The sequence below is a fragment of the Actinomadura meridiana genome, from assembly GCF_039537545.1.
Lineage (GTDB): Bacteria > Actinomycetota > Actinomycetes > Streptosporangiales > Streptosporangiaceae > Spirillospora > Spirillospora meridiana.
The window spans coordinates 1,069,072-1,088,856 of record NZ_BAABAS010000006.1 but is presented as its reverse complement, the minus strand read 5'-3'; the positions used below and the strand labels follow the sequence as shown (position 1 = coordinate 1,088,856).

17 protein-coding genes and 2 tRNA genes are annotated in these 19,785 nt (G+C 70.3%); 6 read left to right on the top strand and 13 right to left on the bottom strand.

The window, feature by feature from the left end; all coding sequences use genetic code 11:
• Positions 1 to 542 precede the first annotated feature (542 nt).
• Both ABD808_RS17900 and ABD808_RS17895 read left to right on the top strand, forming a co-directional pair.
• On the top strand, positions 543 to 1,520 hold the full coding sequence (locus ABD808_RS17900; RefSeq protein ID WP_344897913.1) for an ATP-binding cassette domain-containing protein: 978 nt from the start codon (positions 543 to 545) through the stop codon (positions 1,518 to 1,520).
• A complete protein-coding gene (locus ABD808_RS17895) occupies positions 1,517 to 2,338 on the top strand; it encodes an ABC transporter permease (protein ID WP_344897910.1) in 822 nt (273 codons plus the stop codon). Before ABD808_RS17900 ends, ABD808_RS17895 begins: the two co-directional genes overlap by 4 nt.
• Before the next feature lie 97 nt (positions 2,339 to 2,435).
• Here the strand turns inward: ABD808_RS17895 and ABD808_RS17890 are convergent, their stop codons facing one another.
• The gene (locus tag ABD808_RS17890) at positions 2,436 to 5,708 is read right to left on the bottom strand and encodes an AfsR/SARP family transcriptional regulator (RefSeq protein ID WP_344897907.1); all 3,273 of its coding nucleotides are present in this window, start codon (positions 5,706 to 5,708) and stop codon (positions 2,436 to 2,438) included.
• A 144-nt stretch (positions 5,709 to 5,852) separates the two neighbouring features.
• On the opposite strand from ABD808_RS17890, the gene ABD808_RS17885 reads away from it, so the two are divergent.
• Positions 5,853 to 6,944, top strand: a complete 1,092-nt coding sequence (locus ABD808_RS17885; RefSeq protein WP_344897904.1) for a baeRF2 domain-containing protein — start codon at positions 5,853 to 5,855, stop codon at positions 6,942 to 6,944.
• A gap of 13 nt (positions 6,945 to 6,957) precedes the next feature.
• Here ABD808_RS17885 and ABD808_RS17880 read toward each other — a convergent pair whose 3' ends face one another.
• The 7 genes from ABD808_RS17880 to ABD808_RS17850 all read right to left on the bottom strand — a co-directional run bounded on the left by ABD808_RS17880 (position 6,958) and on the right by ABD808_RS17850 (position 12,158).
• A complete protein-coding gene (locus ABD808_RS17880) occupies positions 6,958 to 7,488 on the bottom strand; it encodes an SAM-dependent methyltransferase (RefSeq protein ID WP_344897901.1) in 531 nt (176 codons plus the stop codon).
• Entirely contained in the window at positions 7,419 to 7,763 is a 345-nt protein-coding gene (locus ABD808_RS17875) for an SAM-dependent methyltransferase (RefSeq protein ID WP_344897995.1), read from the bottom strand. Before ABD808_RS17875 ends, ABD808_RS17880 begins: the two co-directional genes overlap by 70 nt.
• Positions 7,722 to 7,794 (bottom strand) — tRNA-Ala (locus ABD808_RS17870). The genes ABD808_RS17875 and ABD808_RS17870 overlap by 42 nt, the downstream gene beginning before the upstream one ends.
• Positions 7,795 to 7,830: 36 nt before the next feature.
• Positions 7,831 to 8,058 (bottom strand): hypothetical protein, encoded by a 228-nt coding sequence (locus ABD808_RS17865; protein WP_344897898.1) that lies wholly within the window; start codon positions 8,056 to 8,058, stop codon positions 7,831 to 7,833.
• Positions 8,059 to 8,195: 137 nt separating this feature from the next.
• Positions 8,196 to 9,122 carry a serine/threonine-protein kinase gene (locus tag ABD808_RS17860; protein WP_344897895.1) on the bottom strand — a complete coding sequence of 309 codons (927 nt, stop codon included), beginning with the start codon at positions 9,120 to 9,122 and terminating at the stop codon, positions 8,196 to 8,198.
• Positions 9,119 to 11,659 (bottom strand): ATP-binding protein, encoded by a 2,541-nt coding sequence (locus ABD808_RS17855; RefSeq protein WP_344897892.1) that lies wholly within the window; start codon positions 11,657 to 11,659, stop codon positions 9,119 to 9,121. Before ABD808_RS17855 ends, ABD808_RS17860 begins: the two co-directional genes overlap by 4 nt.
• A 7-nt stretch (positions 11,660 to 11,666) precedes the next feature.
• On the bottom strand, positions 11,667 to 12,158 hold the full coding sequence (locus tag ABD808_RS17850) for a hypothetical protein (RefSeq protein WP_344897889.1): 492 nt from the start codon (positions 12,156 to 12,158) through the stop codon (positions 11,667 to 11,669).
• A 287-nt stretch (positions 12,159 to 12,445) separates the two neighbouring features.
• Between ABD808_RS17850 and ABD808_RS17845 the strand changes: the two genes are divergently transcribed.
• Positions 12,446 to 14,164, top strand: coding sequence for a sensor histidine kinase (locus tag ABD808_RS17845; protein ID WP_344897886.1), 1,719 nt, complete (start codon positions 12,446 to 12,448; stop codon positions 14,162 to 14,164).
• Positions 14,161 to 14,835, top strand: coding sequence for a response regulator transcription factor (locus ABD808_RS17840; protein ID WP_344897883.1), 675 nt, complete (start codon positions 14,161 to 14,163; stop codon positions 14,833 to 14,835). The genes ABD808_RS17845 and ABD808_RS17840 overlap by 4 nt, the downstream gene beginning before the upstream one ends.
• A 443-nt stretch (positions 14,836 to 15,278) precedes the next feature.
• Here ABD808_RS17840 and ABD808_RS17835 read toward each other — a convergent pair.
• The 5 genes from ABD808_RS17835 to ABD808_RS17815 form a co-directional block, all read right to left on the bottom strand.
• A tRNA-Ala gene (locus ABD808_RS17835) sits at positions 15,279 to 15,351 on the bottom strand.
• Positions 15,352 to 15,426: 75 nt separating this feature from the next.
• Positions 15,427 to 16,089, bottom strand: coding sequence for a histidine phosphatase family protein (locus ABD808_RS17830; protein ID WP_344897880.1), 663 nt, complete (start codon positions 16,087 to 16,089; stop codon positions 15,427 to 15,429).
• Positions 16,082 to 16,495: a ribosome silencing factor gene (gene rsfS / locus ABD808_RS17825; protein WP_344897877.1), complete on the bottom strand. Its 414-nt coding sequence runs from the start codon at positions 16,493 to 16,495 to the stop codon at positions 16,082 to 16,084. The genes ABD808_RS17830 and rsfS overlap by 8 nt, the downstream gene beginning before the upstream one ends.
• A gap of 169 nt (positions 16,496 to 16,664) precedes the next feature.
• Positions 16,665 to 17,258, bottom strand: coding sequence for a nicotinate-nucleotide adenylyltransferase (gene nadD, locus ABD808_RS17820; RefSeq protein WP_344897874.1), 594 nt, complete (start codon positions 17,256 to 17,258; stop codon positions 16,665 to 16,667).
• A 59-nt stretch (positions 17,259 to 17,317) separates the two neighbouring features.
• Positions 17,318 to 18,604, bottom strand: a complete 1,287-nt coding sequence (locus tag ABD808_RS17815) for a phenylacetate--CoA ligase family protein (protein ID WP_344897871.1) — start codon at positions 18,602 to 18,604, stop codon at positions 17,318 to 17,320.
• 108 nt (positions 18,605 to 18,712) lie between these two features.
• Between ABD808_RS17815 and ABD808_RS17810 the strand changes: the two genes are divergently transcribed.
• Positions 18,713 to 19,750, top strand: a complete 1,038-nt coding sequence (locus ABD808_RS17810) for a M48 family metallopeptidase (RefSeq protein WP_344897868.1) — start codon at positions 18,713 to 18,715, stop codon at positions 19,748 to 19,750.
• Positions 19,751 to 19,785: the final 35 nt, after the last annotated feature.

The following is a 19,785-nucleotide window of genomic DNA, read 5'->3' as shown; positions in this document are numbered from 1 at the left end:
GACCAGACCCGCTTCCGCGTCCCTGGCTTCGGGGCAACCCTTCTAACTTACCCGATTCGCCGCTGTTGTCAAGAGGATCCGGGAAGATCTTTTTGACGGACGGAAGCGAACCAGGTCCCCACACCAACACCCGGCAGGCCGCGAAAACCTACCAAAGATCAGCTCGTGGGGGGCGCCCTGCGGGTCGGCCGCCTTACGGCGTCCTGCACTCCGGCTGGGCTTGCCTTTCCAGATTACCCCGGCTCGGAGCAAGCTGCGAACCGGTTTTCCTCTGTTGGCTTCACCCCTGGGCCGTCCGCCTTCCGGCGTCCCGCATCCCTCGGGGCAGGCAAAAGATTAGGCAGACCCGGACGGCCCGTCAAATCGGCGCGTCCACTCCCCGGTTTCGACGTGGATACCGCCTGGTCACGGACGGTTCAGGCGGACGGCGTCAGTGGCGTATCAGCGTGATGTCAGCGCTGATGCGGGCGATGTCGGGGCCGTGTCAGCGCGGTCCGCGACGGTTGTGGATGTCAGAACGAAGACATGCGAAAGGCGAATCGATGGATGACGTGATTCGCGCCGAGGGGCTGCGTAAACACTTCGGGGACACCAAGGCCCTGGACGGTGTCGACATCTCGGTGCGACGAGGGACGGTTCTCGGGGTGCTGGGCCCAAACGGCGCCGGTAAGACCACGGCCGTCCGGGTGCTGGCGACGCTGCTCAAGCCGGACGCCGGGCGCGCGGAGGTCTGCGGCTACGACGTCGTGAAGGACGCGGTCCGGGTGCGGGCGATGATCGGGCTGACCGGGCAGTACGCCTCGGTCGACGAGGAGTTGACCGGCACCGAGAACCTGGTGATGATCGCCCGGCTGCTGGACTTCGGCAGGCGCGACGCGAAGGCCCGAGCGCGGGAGCTGCTGGACCGGTTCCGGCTCACCGACGCGGGGTCGCGGGCCGTCAAGACGTACTCGGGTGGGATGCGGCGGCGGCTCGACCTGGCGGCCAGCCTCATCAACAGTCCCGACATCATCTACCTCGACGAGCCGACGACGGGGCTGGACCCGCGGGCCCGTAACGAGGTGTGGGACACAGTCCGCGGTGTCGTCGCCGAGGGGGCGACGGTGCTGCTGACCACGCAGTATCTGGACGAGGCCGACGCGCTCGCCGACCGTATCGCGGTGTTCGACCACGGCCAGGTGATCGCGGAGGGCACGTCCGACGATCTGAAGGGCCGGATCGGCAGCCAGACCCTCGCGGTGCGGGCGTCGGAGTCGTTCCGTACCGCGCAGCTCGCCTCGATCGTCGCGGAGCTGACCGGGGAGCAGCCCGAGGTGCTGGAGTCGAGCGGGCTGGTCACCGCGCCGGTGCGCGATCCGCAGCTCTTGTCGGCGCTGGTGCGGCGCCTGGACGACGCGTCCATCGTCGCGGCGGAGCTGGCGCTGCGGCTGCCGAGCCTGGACGAGGTGTTCCTCACACTGACGGGTCACCTCGCCGAAGAGTCCACCACCGAACTCGTCCCGGAAGGGAGCGTGGCATGACCGCGATCACCGTTGGCACTCGCCGGTCGGCGGAGCCGCCGCCCGCGCGCATCAGCCCGCAGCGAACGCTGCGTCATGGCCTGACGTTGGCTTGGCGCAACATCTCGCAGTTGAAACACTCTCCGGAGAAGCTGCTGGACACCACGCTGATGCCGATCGTGTTCCTGTTGCTGTTCCTGTACGTGTTCGGCGGGGCGGTGGCGGGCGACACCAAGTCGTACTTGCAGCAGTTGTTGCCGGGGCTGATCGCGCAGATGGCGATGTTCGCCACGATGGGTCTCGGGACGGCGTTGAACGAGGACATCCACAAGGGTGTGTTCGACCGGTTCCGCAGCCTTCCGATCGCCCGTTCCGCGCCGCTGATCGGGTCGGTTCTCGGGGACACGGCCAGGTTCGTCACGGTCATGGCCGTTCTGGTCGGGTTCGGATCCGCGCTGGGGTTCCGATTCCATACCGATCCGCTGTCGGTGTTGGCCGGGTTCGCTCTCGCGTACGTGTTCTACCTGGCGGTGTGCTGGATCTCCGTTCTGGTGGGTCTCGTGGCGCCTTCGCCGGACACCGTCCAGGGGCTGGCGTTCATCTGGGTGATGCCGTTGACGTTCGGCAGCAGCATCCTCGTGCCGGACACGTCCACGATGCCGGGCTGGTTGGAGGCGTGGACGAAGGTCAACCCGGTGACGCATCTGGCGGAGTCGCTGCGCGCGCTGATGGTCGGCGGAGATGTCGGGAACCACGTCTGGTACACGCTCGCGTGGGCGGCGGGGATCGTGGTCGTCACGTTCCCGCTGGCGATGCGGATGTACTCGCGGAGGGCCTGAGGTTCGCCGCGACGGGAGGCGCGTCGGCCTGGAGGTCCGGGCCGACGCGCCCCGTCGGCTGTTCAGCGGGAGGCCGGTTCCGGCCATGAGGTGTGGGTCAGGCAGGCGAGGTGGAGTGGACGAGGTCGACTCCCGCCGCGAAGAAGTCCTTCCGGGTGACGCGGAGGCCGCGGTCGTAGGCGGCGGTGAAGGCGTCGTGCCCGAGGGCGTCGGTTCCGGCGGCGACGGCCCGGCGGACGTCGTAGCAGCCCTCGCCGCGGTATCCGCGCAGGTTGTGTGCGGTGCCGAGCAGTTCGGCGGAGCGGACGGGGGCGCCGCGCGCGGCGGCGAAGGCGGCGAGGCCCTCGGCGAGGGTGGCGAGGCACTGGTTGCCCATCAGGGCGTCGTCCTTGAGGTCGGTGAACGCGCGGACGTGCCAGGCGAGGGCCGCGTCCAGGTCGCCGTCCTCCTCGGCCAGGGAGCCGAGGCGGCCGTGGGTGCAACGGACGACCTGCGCGAAGTCGGGACGGTGCTGGCGTGGCTCGATCCATTTGTGGGCGCGGTCGGCGTGCTGGAGGGCGGCCTCGCGGTCGCCCTCCAGCAGGGCCAGCTCGCACAGCAGGAGCGAGGCCCTGGCGGCTTCGACGAATTCGCCGATGCGGTCCATCTGCGTCATGGCGAGCGTGGCTTCGTCCCGTGCCCGTGTGGCGTCGCCAAGCAGCGAGTGGGCCTGCGCGAGCGCGATGAGGATCCCCGCGCCCTGTTCGGGGCTGACGCCGCCGGTCGCGTAGCCGTAGGCCTCCTCGCCGTACCGGACGGCTTCGGCGTGCTCGCCGCGGGCGATGGCGACCTGCATCATCCCGGCGAGTCCGAGGATCATCCCGAAGCGGTCGCCGAGTTCGCGGAAACGCCGGTATCCCTCGGCGGTCTCGACGGCGGGCTCGTCGATTCGTCCGACGTTCAGGCCGAGGTGGCCGAGGAGGACGTGGGAGATCGCGCGGACCCACGGGTCGGGGTGGTCGTCAAGGACGCGCAGGCGCCGCCGGATCTCCTCGTCGTCCCCGCTGAACATGCTGGACGCCGGTTCCATGAGGGCGAGGATGGGGTGCGCGGGCCGTCCGGGGGTGACCCGCGCGACGACGTCGAAGAGCTCGCTCATCGCCACCGGCTCCGGCCCGATGTCGCCGGTCATCTGCGTGATGAGGCCCGCCGAGACGACGCACAGGGCGTACTGCTCCTCCAGGCCGGGCGGGACGGCGTCGCCGACCATGTCGCGGATGCCGACGGCCCAGTGGCCGGCCTCGATCTCCAGGTCGCGCAGGACCCAGAACCACACGAGCGACGCCGCGAGCCGCAGCCCCATCTCACGGTCGCCGGTGTCGATGATGTGCCGGAACGCGACTGTGACGTTGCCGCGTTCGTCGGCGAGCCGTTCGGCCCAGCGGAGTTGGTCGGAGCGGCGCAGCTCGGGTTCGGCGCGTTCGGCGAGGTCGACCAGGTGGGCGACCAACGCGGAACGGACTCGTCCGGCCTCGCCGGAATCCTCCAGCCGCTCCCCCGCGTAGACGCGGACTGTTTCGAGCAGCCGGTAGCGGACGTCGTTGTCGCCGTCCGCCATCACCAGCGACTTGTCGATCAGCGCGGCGATCACGTCGATGACGTCGTGGGGTTCGGGCGCGCCGGGTGCTTCGAGGGAGCACACGTGGATGGCGGCGTCGGGCGCGGCGCCGCCCGCGAACACCGACAGGCGGCGCAGGACGGTGCGTTCGACGTCGTCGAGCAGGTCCCAGCTCCAGTCGACGACGGCGCGCAGGGTGCGGTGTCTGGGCAGCGCGGTGCGGCTGCCGCCGGTGAGGAGGCGGAACCGGTCGCCGAGGCGCGCCGCGATCTGGCCGGTGGTGAGGGAGCGCAGCCGGGCGGCGGCCAGTTCGATGGCGAGCGGGATGCCGTCGAGGGCGCGGCAGATCGCGACGGTGTCGGCGACGGTGTCGGCGTCGATGGCGAAGCCGGGGCGGACGGCGGCGGCCCGGTCGGCGAAGAGCCGGATCGAGGCGTAGCCGAGCGCGCCCGCGGGGTCGGTGACGTCGTCGTCCGGCAGCGGGAGGGACGGCACCGGGCACAGCGACTCGCCGGTGATGCCGAGGGGTTCGCGGCTGGTGACGAGGATCCGCACGCCCGGCGCCTGTTCGAGGACGTGCCCGGCGAGCCGCGCGGCCGCGTCGAGGACGTGTTCGCAGTTGTCGAGGACGACGACCATCCGCTTTCCGGCGAGGAAGTCGCTGAGCCGGTCGAGGGGCCGGGAGACCACGAGGGCCTCGGTGGCGCGGACGGAGTCGGGCACGCGCAGCGCGGCGAGCACGGCCTGCACGACGTCGCCCTGGTCGCTGACGGGGGCGAGCGGCACGAACCAGACGCCGTCCGGCATCTCGTCGACGAGCGCGGCGGCGCTCTCTCCGGCGAGGCGCGTCTTGCCCGCGCCGCCGGGGCCCATGAGGGTGACGAGCCTGGTCTCGCGCAGGAGTTTGCCGACGCGGCGGGACTCCTCCTCCCGTCCGACGAAGCTGGTGAGCTGGGCGGTCAGGTTGGTGCGCGGGGGCGCGGGGACGTCCGGTGGCTGCGGCTGCGGGAGAAGCGGGGGCTGCGGGAGGAGCGGCGGCTCGGCGGCCGGGGCGTCGCGGCGCAGGATCTCCAGGTGGACGGCGGACAGTTCGGGCGACGGGTCGACGCCGAGCCGGTCGGCGAGGGCGCGGCGGGTCTCGTCGAAGACCTCCAGGGCCTCGGCCTGCCGTCCGGCGGCGTAGAGGGCGCGCATGAGGTGGCCGCGGAGCCGTTCGCGAAGCGGGTTAGCTGCGGCGAGGGGTTCGAGTTCGGCGACCGGGGGGCCGGGCAGCCCGGCGGCGAGTTCGGCGTCGACGCGGTCCTCGACGGCGGCGAGTCGCAGCTCGTCGAGCCGGGCGATCGTCCCGATGGCGAACTCGGCGTCGCCGACGTCGGTGAGGGCGGGGCCGCGCCACAGGCTGAGCGCGGCCCGGAGCCGGTCCGCGCGGTGGGCGGGGTCGCTCTCGCCTCGGGCGGCGACGACGCCGCGTTCGAAGGCGACCGCGTCGACCTGCGCGGGGTCGATGCCGAGCCGGTAGCCGGCGGGGCCGTGCTCGACGAGGTCGCGTCCGGCGACGCCGCGCAGCCGCGAGACGAGCGCCTGGAGCGCGTTCCCGCCGCCCGCGGGCGGGTCGCCGTCCCACAGGTCGTCCAGCAGCCGCTCGGCCGACACCGGTCGGCCCGCCTCGATGGCGAGCCGGACCAGCAGGGCGCGCAGCCGCGGGCCGCTGACCGCCACGGGCCGGGCGGCCTCGTCCCGCACGTGCAGCGGGCCCAGGATGCCGATTCGCACAGATCCCCTTTCCGGGTGCCATTGTCGCCGATGAATGGACCGCGCGGGCCGGGTGGGCGGCCCTGATCACCCCGTGGCGCGGTGACTCGTCCCAATCGTCACGTTCTTTACGTTTGCCCCAGAGGCGATGGGTACGGCGCTCCCATGGAGCTGTCATTCCTCAAGACGCTGTACCAACGGCCGGGGCCGTTCGCCTCGGTGTACGCCGATCTCACCCGGACGACTGAGGACGCGCTCAAGGCCGTGGAGCTACGGTGGCGGGCGCTGCGCGCGGACCTGGAGGCGCGGGACGCCCCGAAGGCCACGATCCGCGCGATCGAGCAGACCATCGACGAGGAGACCATGGCGCGCCGCTCCGAAGGGCTGGTGATCTTCGCGGCGGACGGCGAGGTGGTGTACGTCGACCGGCTCCCCGGCCCGCCCCGCACCGCCCGCGCGACCGTGGCCCCGCTCCCAGATGTCCTGCCCTACCTGGCCGAACGCGGCGAGCGTTTCCCGCACCTCGTGGCCGTCGTCGATCGCCGCGGGGGCGAGATCGACTACGTCACCGCCGAGGGCGGGCACCGGCACATCGACGTCCAGGGGGACGAGGACTATCCGATCCGCAAGACGAAGGCGGGCGACTGGAACCAGTCAAGGTTCCAGCGCTCGTCGGAGAACGTGTGGAAGACGAACGCCAAGAAGGTCGCCCACGAGATCGACCGTGCCGCCGACCGTTGCGGCGCCGAGGCCATCGTGATCGCCGGTGACACCCGCGTCCGAACGGCCGTGCTGGACGAGGTGTCGGACAACGTCCTGGAGCACACCGTCGAGACCGACAAGAACACCACCGTCAACGATCCCGACCTGGGCGCCGAACTCCGTCGCATCCTGCGCCTCAAAACCGCCGAGCGGGTGATGACGGTCGCCGAACGCTTCGAACGGGAACTCGCCAACGGCCAGCGGGCCGTCTCCGGGATGGTGGCCACCACCGAGGCGGTCCGCCAGGGCCAGGTCGAGACGCTCCTGCTGGAGGACGCCCCCGACTCCGACGAGCGGCTGTGGGTCGGCCCCGAGCCCGGCCAGATCGCCATGACGCCGGACGAGCTGCGCGACGAGTTCGGCGTGACGTCCCCGCAGCGTGCCCCGGCGGGCGCCGCGCTGGTCAGGGCGGCGGCCGCGACCGACGGCGAACTGGTCGTCCTGCCACCCGAGGCGGACCTCCAGGTGGGCGCCGTCCTTCGCTACACGGCCTGAGAGGGAATGGCCGTCACTTACGGGCGACCCCGCCCAGCCAGGCGTCGCGAATGGCGTCCGGCAGGTTGCCGGGCGCCTCCTGCCCCCATTCCTGGACGAACACGAGCCCCGGTTCGACGAGCGGCATGCCGTCGAAGAGGCGGGTGATGTCCGCGACAGTGCGCATGAAGAGGGAAGCGTTGCTGTTCTCGTATATCTGCTCGTTCTCGCGCACGACCTGCGGCATCCGCCGCAAAGCCCCTTCGTGGCTCACATGGGAGAGCACCAGATAGCCGCCCTGTGGGAGCGCGTCATAGAGCCGCCGGACAAGGCCCCACGGGTCGTCGGCGTCACTGACGAAATGCAGAAGGGCGACCAGGAGCACGGCGAACGGTTCGTCGACGTCGATGAGGCGCCGCGTCGTGGGATGACCGAGGACGCCGTCCACGTCGCGGACGTCGCCCTCGACGATGTCGACCAGCTCACGGTCGACCATCAGGGCCCGCGCGTGCGCGCAGACCAGCGGGTCGTTGTCGACGTACACGACCCTCGCGTCCGGGTGCACCGCTCCCGGTCGGGACCGTAGTTGTCCTTCCCGCCTAAGAAGTAATCGTAGATGCGCGCGACGTTCGGGACCGTGACATCGAGCCCGGGGGCATCGGCTGACTCGTCCTGCACAACGGCGTCCTTTCTCCGTGATCCGCCCGACACTACGACAACGGCGGAGTCAGGACACGGGTCCCCAGAACGACGAAGAAGGGGCGTGCCCACACGGGCACGCCCCTTCCACCAGATCCGTGGAGCTATGGGGATTCGAACCCCAGACCTCCTCCATGCCATGGAGGCGCGCTACCAACTGCGCCATAGCCCCTCGGTCGGAGTAAAGCTTAGTGCACGCTGGGAGCGGTCAGAGCCAACCGAGGCTCTCGCGGACCTCCTCGGGCGCGTAGCCGCGCGCCCCCCCGTCCCCGATCCACACGATCCCGTCGGCCTCCGCGACCGGACCGATCCCGTGCTCCTGCGGCATCCGCGGCTGGATCGCCAACCGCACCTCCATCCCCGGCTCGTACCTGCGCAACTCGTCGATGAGGTCGGCCACCGTGACCTCGCGCGCCCCCCTGCGGTGTCTTCCCATACCAGGCATGAAATCATTTCCCGGCCCCGGTAATGGGCCGTCCCCCGCAAGAAAGCGCCCGACGGCGCCCACCCATCGCCGAACAGGGGCCCGAAATCGGCGACAAATAACGAAGCCGGGGACCGCGCACGAGTTCGTCAGTCGAACACCCGCACGAGGTCGTGAGCGGCGGGACGATCGCCGGGGCGGGCCGCCAGACACGCCGCGACGACCTGCCGCGTCGCGCTCGGAAGCCCGGCGAGGTCGGCGTCACCGGCACGAATGCGGGCCATCACCTCTTCCGGACCTCCCTCGCCGAAGGGGTTCGCGCCGAGTGAGGCATAGGCGAGGACCGTTCCCAGTGAGAACACGTCACTCGCGGATCCGACCCGCGCGCCGCTCGCCTGTTCTGGAGACATGTAGGCGGGTGTCCCGATAAGGACACCCGGGTCGGTGAGTCTCGTACCGTCCGCGAATCGCGCGATCCCGAAGTCGATGACGCGGGGTCCATCTTCGGCCATAAGGATGTTGGACGGTTTGAGGTCGCGGTGGACGAGTCCACAGTCGTGAATGGCGGCCAGCCCCTCTGCCAGACCCGATCCCAGAAGGCGTACTCGTCCCTCGGAAAGTGGCCCGTGATCGGTGATAGTCCGTTCCAGGGAAGGGCCTTTGATGTAGGCGGACGCGACCCAGGGCGCGGCGGCGCCCGGATCGGCGTCGACGACCTGCGCGGTGTGGAATCCGCCGACCCGTCGCGCCGCATCCACCTCGCGGGCGAACCGCTCCCGGAACCCGGGCCGCCGGGCCATCTCCGGCCGGACGACCTTCACCGCGACCGGCCGTCCGCCGCCGGTGCGGCCAAGGTAGACCCGTCCCATCGCGCCCTCACCGAGCCACCCCGCCAACCGGAACGGCCCGATCCGGGCAGGGTCTTCGGCCCCGAGCGGCCCCACGGACTCGGTCTCGTCCACGGGCGCCGGGACGGGCGCGGTGTGGGTGACATTGTTGTCGCCGAACACGACGGGACCGTGGACATTGCCGCCGATGTTCAACTGGCGCTTCTCCGGCACGGCGTCTTCTTTCATTCGCCGACTCCGTTCGCGCGTCGCTGTTCCTGCTTGGAAGGCGGCTTGGCCCCGGCGGCCCGCGTGCAGGCCGACATGCCGCCGGAATCGTAGAAGTCCCAGGTGGTGACGCAGGCGAAGAACGGGTTGACGGAGTCGGGCCCGATCCCGTTGGAACGCAGCCGCTCGGCCGCCTGAACACGCGCGCGGCTCATGGTCACAGTGCAGGTCACCCGGTGCGGCCCCGGCTCGTCGCACCCGTACCAGATCGGGTCGAACCCGCGCCCCCCGGCGCGGGCGATCGGGTCGGGATCGGGGCCGCTGAGCTTCGCCGTAAGCGTGATCTTCTGCCCCTCCACCAACTTGAACTCGCAGCCACGCGCAGGAGGGTCGTCCTTCTTCCGTTCGGGAGGACACTGCACCGGAGCGCCGGTGACGGACACCTTCCATCCGGTGGCCAACTCCACCGCGAACGGCCATTCGCGACCTCCCGCAGGCTGCTGGGCGGTGAGGCGTGCACAGGTATCCCTGGCGGCGGCGTCCTTGCGACTGGTGCTGGTGATGCAGACGGTCTTCTCCTTGTCGGCGCGAACCGTGCAGGACGCCGCCGCGCCGCCCTGCTCGCAGCCGTAGTAGAGGAAGCGCACCCCGTCCGGCAACGGCCCGTCGGGCTCGACAGTGACGGGCCCACGCTCGCCCTTCTTCGGTTTGATCACGGTGGTGCAGTCCGTCTTACCGACGCCCCGCACACACCGCCCCTCGGGCTCACCCGGCATCTGAACACTGATGATCCCGCTCTCCACCCGAATATGGACCGGCACCGTATCCGCCCCCGCGGCTCGAAAACCCCAGGCCACACCACCGGCCGCCAACCCGAGCAACCCGCCACCCAACACGACTTTCCCGGTAAGCCCAAGCCCCGTATACCCACCGAGCCCACCAGATCCGCCGGGCCCACCAGATCCGTCCGGGCTGCCATGCCCACCTGACCCCCCATGGCCACCCGACCCGCCATGACTGCCTGACCCGCCATGGCCGCCCGAGCCGTCCAGGCCCCCCTGCCCGGAACCGACCGATTCGCTTCCCCCAGTGCCCGGCGCACCACCCGGACCGGAGGCGACCTGGCCGGGGCCGATCTGGGACCCGGTCTGCTCGGCGACGGACGCTCGGCCATGTTCGCCGAGGGCACGCCAGAGCAAGGCGGCCGCCGCGAACCCGGCCGCGCCCGCCGCGAGACGGCCGGTGAGAAGGTCCCGGACGGCCAGTTCCTGGGTGAAGTAGGCCAGCCCACGCCGGTCGCCCGACCCTTCGGCCGCGTCCTTCCCCCGGTTGAGGATGCGTCCCCACGCGGCCATCCGCAGCGCCAGCGCGGCACGCGGGGCAGCGCCGCGGGCCAGCGCGACGCCCTCCCGCGCGTGGCCGGTCGCCGCCAGCGCGTCAACCAGTCCGGCGACGAGTCCGCTGTGCGCGGCGACATCGGCGGGCACCCGGTCGGCGGCGGACAGCCAGGCACGAAACCGTCCGGCAAGCTCCGCCGTCTCCGCCGGGCCGGGACGCAACGCGTCGACGAACGGCGCCATGTCCGGGGCCAGACAATGCCCGGACTCGGTCGGCACCAACACCCCGAGGGCGGCGAGCCGCAGACGCGCAGCGGCGCCATCGGGCACCAGCGCCGCGAGCGCCCGGCCGTCGACCCCACCGTCTCCCGCGAGCACGAGCACCGCGACCACGTACCGCTCCACAGGATCAAGACCCGCCACGACCAGCGGAAGCAGCGACTCCAGCTCGGCCGGTCTGGGCAGTTCCTTGTCGGGACGATCGGCGACAGCGGCCGCGCGGGCCAGCGGCAACGGCGCACCCCGGCTCGCCTGCCAGAGCGCGTCGGCGGTGGTCACCTCACGCGCGTACAACGGACGCCGCAGCTTCTCCTCCAGGAGCGCGAAGGCGTCGTCCCGACCGAACCCCTCAAGGCGGAACGCGTGCCCTTCACTCCGGGAGGCCCGCTCCCGCGCGGTGTAGAGCACCGTCGCGGCGGCAGCGGTGTCCAGCACCCGTTCGAGTTCGTCTTCCGGGACGTCCAGATCGTCCACCAGAAGACAGACCCCGACCCTGCCCAACAGCCGCCGCAATTCACCCTGCCCCGGGCGGTATCCGGGCGCGTCGTAACAGGACTCGAACACCTCTTGGAGGACGTCCCCGGCGTCGAGCCCAGTCGCGGGCACGTACACCACTTTGCGTCCCTGGGCGGACAGACGGTGCGCGGCCTCCCTCAGCAGGGTGCTCTTGCCGATCCCCGGGTCACCATGGACCTGCACCGCCCCACCACGCGGCACCATCTCGGCCAGCACGTCTAGCTGCCGATCCCGTCCGACGACACTGTGTGGCCGCCGGGGCAGCAGCGTCGCGTCCTCGCGAAGCCGTGGCCGTGGCCGACGCTCGCCCGGCCCCATCATGGTGAAGGCCACATGACCACCGGTGACGGTGATGTTCCGATCACCCATGACCACCGGTCCGTGCACATCCCCGTGAACGTCGGCGCGTAATCCGGACTCGCTCATGATCGCCTCATCTCGCCAGCACGGAGAGCTGGTCGATCTGGATCCACCCGTCGGAGCCCACTCCCCAGAACCCGCAGAAGACGGTGACAGAAGTGCGGTCGCCGGGATTGAAGGGCTGGACGACTTCCTGGTACCTGCCAGCAGGACTCGGACCGATGTGCTGCTCAACCGGCGGCCATTGGCCCGGGAGACGGACGCCGAAGAAGACGGTGTTCACATCGGCGCCGTTTCCGTGCCCCGACGTCCGGACGAATCCGCGCAGGACGTAGTCGCGGTTCGGATCCACCGGAATGGTCTGGAGAATCGCGTTCCAGTTCTGGCTCCCGGTGCGGATCCAGGCATTGTTGACCCCGCTCCTGGCGAGACCGTTCCTGACGTCGACGCCCTTGGCGTCGGGCCCTTCGGTGAACCATGGGGCGCCGATGGCCCTCCCCCACTGCCACTCGAATCCACCGTCGAGGAGACCGTCGATCCGCAGGTCGAGCGTGGGGTCGCCCACGGTTCGGCCATCGCCGCGCCGCCGGAACCGAAGAGGCTCGCCCCCACAAGGGCGGCCAATGACACTAATCGACAGATGACCTTCATGACGCTCCCAGATCCCGCTGGACGATGGATTCCGATTCTCAGCGGCCCGGGTGCCGCCGCGCCTCCGGGCGACCTGGACGTCACAGTCGGGAAACCTTGGTTGCGTCCCGGCGCCGTCGTGGGTGCTGAATAGGACGGGACGGACGAAGGGCGGATCAGTTGGCGGCCGAAGCAGTGGCGGCGAGGCGTGTCCCGCCCCGGATGATCTCGGCCGCACTGGGCGCGGCCGCCGCGACCGCGATCGCCGTGTGGACGATGACGGTCTCCTGGTCGGTGGCCGCTCCGTCCTGGTGGCGGGAGGCCCCACCCCGACTGGCGGGCGCGGTGATGCTGGCAGCGGGCATAGCGGTCTGGATCCGCTTACCGTCGCCCCGGGTCGGCCAACTGATCGTCCTGGGCAGCGCCACCTACTACTTACAGTTCCTGCGCGCCACAGGGGGTCTACTGTTCACCATCGGATTCTGCCTGGCCTACGCGTGGACGGCGATCGCCGAACACGTACTCCTGGCATGGCCCTCGGGACGCCTCGACGACCCAATCACCCGGACCTTCGTCGTGGTGTCGTACGTGGTCGCGATCGGCACACAGGTGATCCGCTACCACGTTGACCACCCGCGTCCCCCGTGGGGCCCGCAGATCGGCTCCCCCGGCAGCCAATGGGGCACGATCGGCAGCGCCGCCGCCCTGGTCATCGGCCTGACAGCAGTCGCACTCGCCATACGCCGCAGACGGGCGAGCCCGGTGCGACTCCTCCCATCCGGCCCGGTCTGGGGCGGAATCGCGGTCGCCGCCCTGGTCAAGATCGCCGAAGCGGCCGTCAGCGTCTTCCACGCCCCGGACTCCGTCATCCTCGCCCTGGCCTGGCTGTTCACCGTAGTCGCCATCCTCATCGTGCCGATGATCATCGCGATCCGCGGCGTCCAACTCAGATTTGGTCACCGACGCGTAGTGGAACTACTGCTGTCACTCAGACACGACCTGGCCGTCCTGGCCGAACCGGCCACATTGCAACAAACCCTCAGCCGCACCCTGGGCGACCCCACCCTCACCGTCGCCTACCGCCTGTCCGACGGCGGATACGTAGGCATCGACGGACAACCGGCCGACCTGACGAACAGCCCAGGCCGTTCGGTCACCCTGGTACGCCGCCGCGGCGAGATCATCGCGGCGATCACCCATGACGTCGCCCTGGACGAACAACCCAAGGTGACCAACGCCGCAGTAGCCGCAGCGGGCCTAGCAATCGACAACGCCCACTTATACGCCCGCATGCAGGCCCACCTGGAACAGCTCCGCGACTCCCGCCTCCGCCTCGCGCAGACCGCCTTCGACGAACGTCAACGCATCCAACGCGATCTCCACGACGGAACCCAGGAAGGCTTCCTGACCGTCCTGATGCTGTTAGACCAGGTCCGGCGCACACTCACCGAAAATCATGACCCCTCAGCAGAGCCAGTAAGCCTCGCCCACACCGAGTTGACCGCAGCCCTACGCACCCTTCGCGAACTGACCCAGGGCATCTACCCGACCGTCCTGCACAAACACGGCCTGGCCACCGCCATCGCGACCATCGTCGACCAGGCGCCAATCCCCGTCGACTTCGAGATCACCCCGGAACGCTGGCCCGACCACATCGAGATGACCGCGTACTTCGTGGTCAGCGAAGCCCTGGCCAACGTCTACAAGCACTCAGCCGCCACCCACGCCCGCATCAACATCCACGCCGACGGAGACCGCCTCGTCACCACCGTCAGCGACGACGGGAACGGCATCGACCGTCCCACCACGGGCCTCGGACTGACCGGCCTACGCCACCGCGTCGACGCAGTAGGCGGCACCGTCACCCTCGAAAGCCTCCCAGGACGCGGAACGACGCTCCGCGTAGAGATCCCCCGCCACCACACCACGGAGCAGCCATGAAGGTCGTCATCGTCGAGAACCAGGGCCTCTACCTGGACCTCCTCACCGACGCACTACGCAGCCGCGGCATAGACGTCGTAGGCCGAGCCACCGAACCCGATTCAGCCCTGCGTGTCATAGACGAGACCGCCCCCGACCTAGCGGTCCTGGACATCCGCCTCACCGACACCGCCGACGACGAGGGACTCCGCCTGGCCGAACTGGCCCGCGCCCAATACCCCGACGTCGCCCTACTAGCGTTCTCGGCCTTCTTGGAACCCGCCTACGCCGAACGACTTCTCACCATCGAGGACGTCCCAAGAGCCATCGGCTACCTGGGCAAGGAACGACTGGGCAACCTGGACGAACTTGTAGAGGCGTGCCACCGCATCGTCCGAGGCGACGTCGTCATAGACCCCGAGATCATCAGCAAACTCATGGCCCGCCGCCGCACCGAAAACCCCCTGGACCGCCTGACCCCCACCGAACTAAGAGTCCTGGCCCTGATAGCCGAGGGCTACTCCAACCTGGGCATAGCCCAACGCCTGAACACCAAGATCAGCACCACCGAACACCACATCTCAACAATCGCGAACAAGCTGGGCACACCCCCAACCAACGACCCACGCCGCCCGCACCTGAACATCCGAGTCCTGGCAGCCCTGACCTACCTAAACGCAAACCGCACCTAACCCCCCAACCCAGAGCGGACCGCGAAGATCCAACGAACCCCAGCCAGAGGGGGCAAGGGGGCGACGCCCCACACCGAACTCGGCCCCAGGCCCACGAGCAAGCACGAACCCCAACCAGGCTCCACCACAAGGAGCAAGGGGGCGAAGCCCCACACCGAACTCGGCCCCAGCCGACGAGCAAAGCACGAACCCCAAACCGAAGCGGACGCATAAACACCAACAAGGCTCAACCACGGGGGGCAAGGGGCGAAGCCCCACACGAAGTCGGCCCCAGCCGACGAGCGAGTACGAACCTTGGCCAAAGCGGGCCAGGTGAAGGACGACGGACCTCAGCCACAGGGGGGCGTGGGGGGCGGAGCCCCTCACATCGGGGGTCCGGGGGTCGTCCCCCGGGTAGATGGGAAGACCCGGCCCGCGCTCTCCGCGGGCACACCTCCCCCAAGTGGAGCTATGGGGATTCGAACCCCAGACCTCCTCCATGCCATGGAGGCGCGCTACCAACTGCGCCATAGCCCCGCAGCCGCGTGGATTTGCGTCCCGCGGCGCGTGGTCAGTGTATAGGACGGGGTGGGTGGGGTTCGAATCGTTTGGTCAGGGGCCGGTGTCGGGGCGGTCGTCGCTGAGGACGGGTTCGGGGAGGGTCCCGGCGTTGTGTTCGGTGAGGCGCCAGCCGCCGTCCCGCATTTCGGTCAGGACGGACCAAGAGCAGTTGGACAGGCCGCCGAGGCGTTCCCAGGTTTCTTCGGGGAGGCGGAGGAGGTGGGAAATGCCGAGGCGGAGGGCGGCGCCATGGGACGCGACGACGAGTTGCCCGGTGGGCGGGAGGTCGTCCAGGGCGCGGTCCAGGGCGGCGCCGACGCGTTTGGCCACCTGGGCGCTGGTTTCGCCGCCGGGGGGCTGCCAGGCGGCGCGTTCGGCGGGGTAGCGTTCGCGGATTTCGCGGCCGGTGAGGCCTTCCCAGGCGCCGCCGCCGCGTTCGATGAGATCCCGGTCGTAGCCGACGGGGAGCCCGGTCAGGTCGGCGAGGGCCTGGGCGGTGTCGGCGGCGCGGCGGAGCGGGGACGCGAGGATGGCGGTGGGGTGGAGCCCGGCGAGCAGGCTGGCGGCCCGCCGGGCCTGTTCGTGGCCCGTTTCGTCGAGGGGGACGTCGGTCTGGCCCTGGTAGCGCTGTTCGAGGTTCCAGACGGTCTGGCCGTGCCGCCAGAGGATGAGCCGCCGTTTCCCGGGTTCGCGGGCGGCGCGGGCGTCACTCACTCGCGCTCCCGACGGCGCGGGCGCGCTCGTTCTGGTGGGCGGTGACGTGGTCCGGCAAGTCGATGAGGGGGCAGTCTTTCCAGAGCCGTTCGAGGGCGTAGAACATGCGGTCGTCCTCGTGCTGGATGTGCACGATGATGTCCGCGTAGTCCAGCAGGACCCAGCGGCCTTCGCGTTCGCCCTCGCGGCGGACGGGCTTGGCGGCCGCGTCCTCGCGGAGGCGTTTCTCGACTTCGTCGACGATGGCGCGGACCTGGCGGTCGCTGGGCGCGGAGCAGAGCACGAAGGCGTCGGTGATGACGAGCTGCTCGCTCACGTCGTAGGCAAGGATGTCGTCGGCCAGCTTGTCGCCCGCCGCCTCTGCGGCGATCCGGACGAGCTGCGCCGCCCTCTCGGATGCGGTCACGGTGCGCTCGCGATCCTCCCTGTAGGGGTCGTCTCCGCTACCACCATCTCACGTGTGACGGTCAACGCACCCACCCCTTTTGTCGCTGTTCGGCCGCGTTCTTCGCACGGCCCTGCCACCTCCAGGGTATGCGGCGGAGGCGGGTCGGGCGGGCCGCGCCCACGTGTCGCTAGCCGCGATAAAGGTCACGCTTGTTGATGTACTGGACGATGCCGTCCGGCACCAGGTACCAGATGGGTTCGCCGGAGTGGACGCGCTCGCGGCATTCGGTGGACGAGATCGACAGCGCGGGCACCTCCATGAGGGAGACCCGCCCGTTGGGCAGTCCGGGGTCGGCGAGCCGGTGGCCGGGGCGGGTGACGCCGACGAAGTGCGCGAGTTCGAACAGTTCGTCGGTGTCGTGCCAGGTCAGCATCTTCTCCAGGGCGTCGGCGCCGGTGATGAAGAACAGGTCGGTGTCGGGCCCCTGGACGCGGCGGATGTCGCGGAGGGTGTCGACGGTGTAGGTGGCGCCGGGACGGTCGACGTCGACGCGGCTGACGGAGAAGCGCGGGTTGGACGCGGTGGCGATCACGGCCATGAGGTAGCGGTCCTCGGCGGCGGCGACCTTGCGGTCCTCCTTGTGGGACGACAGGCCGGTGGGCACGAACACGACCTCGTCCAGGGAGAAGAAGTGCGCGACCTCGCTCGCGGCCACGAGGTGCCCGTGGTGGATCGGGTCGAACGTGCCGCCCATGATCCCCAGTCGCCGCTTTTGCGTCATACCGACGAGAATAGCCAGCGTCCGCGCGGCCCGGCACGGCCGGGGCCGGACGCCCGGGTTCAGCTCAGGCCGGGCAGTGGCGGGCCGCCGTCCTCCCAGGTCACGACGCGGACGGCCTTGCCGATCTCGACGCGCGGCACGGCTCCGCCTGGCAGCACGAACACCTCGGCGGTCAGCCCCAGCGACTCGTGCAGGTCGCGCACGAGCGCGTCCGTCGGGTTCCCGGTGAGGGCCTCGCAGGCGACGAGGAGCCGGGCGGACGGGCCGCGCCGGTCCACGACGAGCTGGTAGTGCGGCCGGACGAGCCCGGAGCCGAGCAGGACGCGCTCGACCTCGCTCGGGTACACGTTGACGCCCCGGACGACGAGCATGTCGTCGGCGCGTCCGAGGACCTTGCTCATCCGGACGAGCGTCCGCCCGCATGGGCATTCGCCACGGGCCAGGGCCGCGATGTCGCCCGTGCGGTAGCGCAGCAGCGGCAGCGCCTGTTTCGTCGGGGTGGTGAACACCAGTTCGCCGGGGATGCCGTCCGGGACGGGTTCGCCGCTGGCGGGGTCGACCGCCTCGACGATGAAGTGGTCCTCGTTGACGTGCAGGCCGTCCTGTTCGAGGCATTCGGTGGCGACGCCAGGGCCGATGATCTCGGACAGGCCGTAAATGTCCATCGCCTTGATCGGCAGCACGGCTTCGATCGCGGTACGCAGCTCTTCCGACCAGGGTTCGGCGCCGAACAGGCCCGCCTTGAGCGAGCTGAGGTCGGCGCCCGCCTCCGCGGCGGCTTCGCCGAGGCGCAGCGCGTAGGCGGGGGTGCAGGTCAGGATGTCGGCGTCGAGGTCGGTGAGCATCCGGATCTGCCTGCCGGTCATGCCGCCCGACATCGGCACGACGGTCGCGCCGAGCGCCACGGCGCCCTGGTGGATGCCGATCCCTCCGGTGAACAGGCCGTACCCGTAGGCGTTGTGGACGACGCTGCCCGGCGACGCCCCCGCGCACGACAGGGAACGCGCGCACATGGCCGCCCACAGGTCGAGGTCGGCGCGGGTGTAGGCGACGAGCGTGGGGCGTCCCCGCGTCCCGCTGGACCCGTGGACGGCGGCGACCTGGTCGCGCGGGACGTTCAGCAGCCCGAACGGGTAGTTGTCCCAGAGATCCTGCTTGGTGGTGAACGGGAGGTCCCGCAGCCCCGCGAGGGTGACGTCCGAGCCGCCGCCGACCCCGGCCTCCTTGAGGCGTCCGCCCTGCACGCCGTCCGCCGCGAGCAGCCGGTCGACGAGGCCCCACAGGCGGTGCCGTTGGAGGGCGGCGCGCTCGTCCAGGGACATCGCCTCGGCTCGCGGGTCGAACATGGGTCGCCTCCTCGGGGCACGGCCCGTGCCGCGGTCGGCGGGCCGGTCGGCGAAGTCGCGGGCGGGAACCTCGCGACAAGGTAGATCGTCGGAACTACCATGGCAGATATGACGGGGAACACACCGGATCGAGCACGGACGCGCTTCCCGGGGATCAGCTCCCGGGCCTACGAACACCCGGCTGACCGCTCGGCGCTGGTGGCGCTGCGCTCGCTGTCCGGGTTCGACGTCGTGCTGCGCAAGCTGTCGGGCCTGGTCAACGAGCGGTCGCTCCGGCTGATGTTCCTCGGCGGGACGGTGCGCGTCGGCGAGGACCAGTTCCGCAACATCTACGACATGGTCCGCGACGCCTCCTACGCCCTGGACATGCCCGAGGTCCCGGAGCTGTACGTCAAGCAGGACCCGACGCCCAACGCGATGGCGCTCGGCTCCGACCACCCGTTCATCGTCCTCAACACGGGCCTGATCGACCTGCTGGACGACGAGGAGCTGCGGTTCGTCGTCGGCCACGAGGTGGGGCACATCCTGTCCGGGCACGCGGTGTACCAGACGATGATGCAGATCCTGTTGCAGCTGGGGTCGCGCCTCGCGTGGCTGCCGCTTGGCAACATCGGCATCGCGGCGATCATCATCGGGTTGCGGGAGTGGTTCCGCAAGGCGGAGCTGTCGTCCGACCGGGCCGGGCTGCTCGTCGGGCAGGACCTCGACGCCGCCAAGCGCGTCAACATGAAGCTCGCGGGCGGCACGCGGCTCGGCGAGATGAGCAGCGAGGCGTTCCTGGCGCAGGCCCGCGAGTACGACGCGGCGGGCGACGTCCGCGACGGGCTGCTGAAGTTCCTGAACCTGCTCGGCCAGTCGCACCCGTACGCGGTGATCCGGTTCGCCGAGATCGACCAGTGGGCGCGCAGCGGCGAGTACGAGCGGATCCTGGCCGGTGACTACCCGCGCCGCGACGACGACGGCGACGCGTCCGTCAGCGACGAGATCAGGAACGCGGCCCGCTCCTACCGCGAGTCGTGGGAGCGGACGGCCGACCCGTTCGTCGGCAAGGTCCGCGACATGGCGGACGCTGCGGCGGGCGCGGCGGGCGGCCTGTTCGACAGGTTCACCCGGCGCGACAACGGCCCGACGACCGACCAGAACTGAACCCACCGGGTCGGACACCGGCGAAGCCGGGGCCG

What these genes read in the sequence shown, in the direction of transcription:
- ABD808_RS17900 (WP_344897913.1), top strand. Translation starts at nt 543, where the DNA reads ATGGATGACGTGATTCGCGCCGAGGGGCTGCGTAAACACTTCGGGGAC.
- ABD808_RS17895 (WP_344897910.1), top strand. Translation starts at nt 1,517, where the DNA reads ATGACCGCGATCACCGTTGGCACTCGCCGGTCGGCGGAGCCGCCGCCC.
- ABD808_RS17885 (WP_344897904.1), top strand. Translation starts at nt 5,853, where the DNA reads ATGGAGCTGTCATTCCTCAAGACGCTGTACCAACGGCCGGGGCCGTTC.
- ABD808_RS17875 (WP_344897995.1), bottom strand. Translation starts at nt 7,763, where the DNA reads ATGGCATGGAGGAGGTCTGGGGTTCGAATCCCCATAGCTCCACGGATC.
- ABD808_RS17865 (WP_344897898.1), bottom strand. Translation starts at nt 8,058, where the DNA reads ATGGGAAGACACCGCAGGGGGGCGCGCGAGGTCACGGTGGCCGACCTC.
- ABD808_RS17860 (WP_344897895.1), bottom strand. Translation starts at nt 9,122, where the DNA reads ATGAAAGAAGACGCCGTGCCGGAGAAGCGCCAGTTGAACATCGGCGGC.
- ABD808_RS17855 (WP_344897892.1), bottom strand. Translation starts at nt 11,659, where the DNA reads ATGAGCGAGTCCGGATTACGCGCCGACGTTCACGGGGATGTGCACGGA.
- ABD808_RS17845 (WP_344897886.1), top strand. Translation starts at nt 12,446, where the DNA reads ATGATCTCGGCCGCACTGGGCGCGGCCGCCGCGACCGCGATCGCCGTG.
- ABD808_RS17840 (WP_344897883.1), top strand. Translation starts at nt 14,161, where the DNA reads ATGAAGGTCGTCATCGTCGAGAACCAGGGCCTCTACCTGGACCTCCTC.
- nadD (WP_344897874.1), bottom strand. Translation starts at nt 17,258, where the DNA reads ATGACGCAAAAGCGGCGACTGGGGATCATGGGCGGCACGTTCGACCCG.
- ABD808_RS17815 (WP_344897871.1), bottom strand. Translation starts at nt 18,604, where the DNA reads ATGTTCGACCCGCGAGCCGAGGCGATGTCCCTGGACGAGCGCGCCGCC.
- ABD808_RS17810 (WP_344897868.1), top strand. Translation starts at nt 18,713, where the DNA reads ATGACGGGGAACACACCGGATCGAGCACGGACGCGCTTCCCGGGGATC.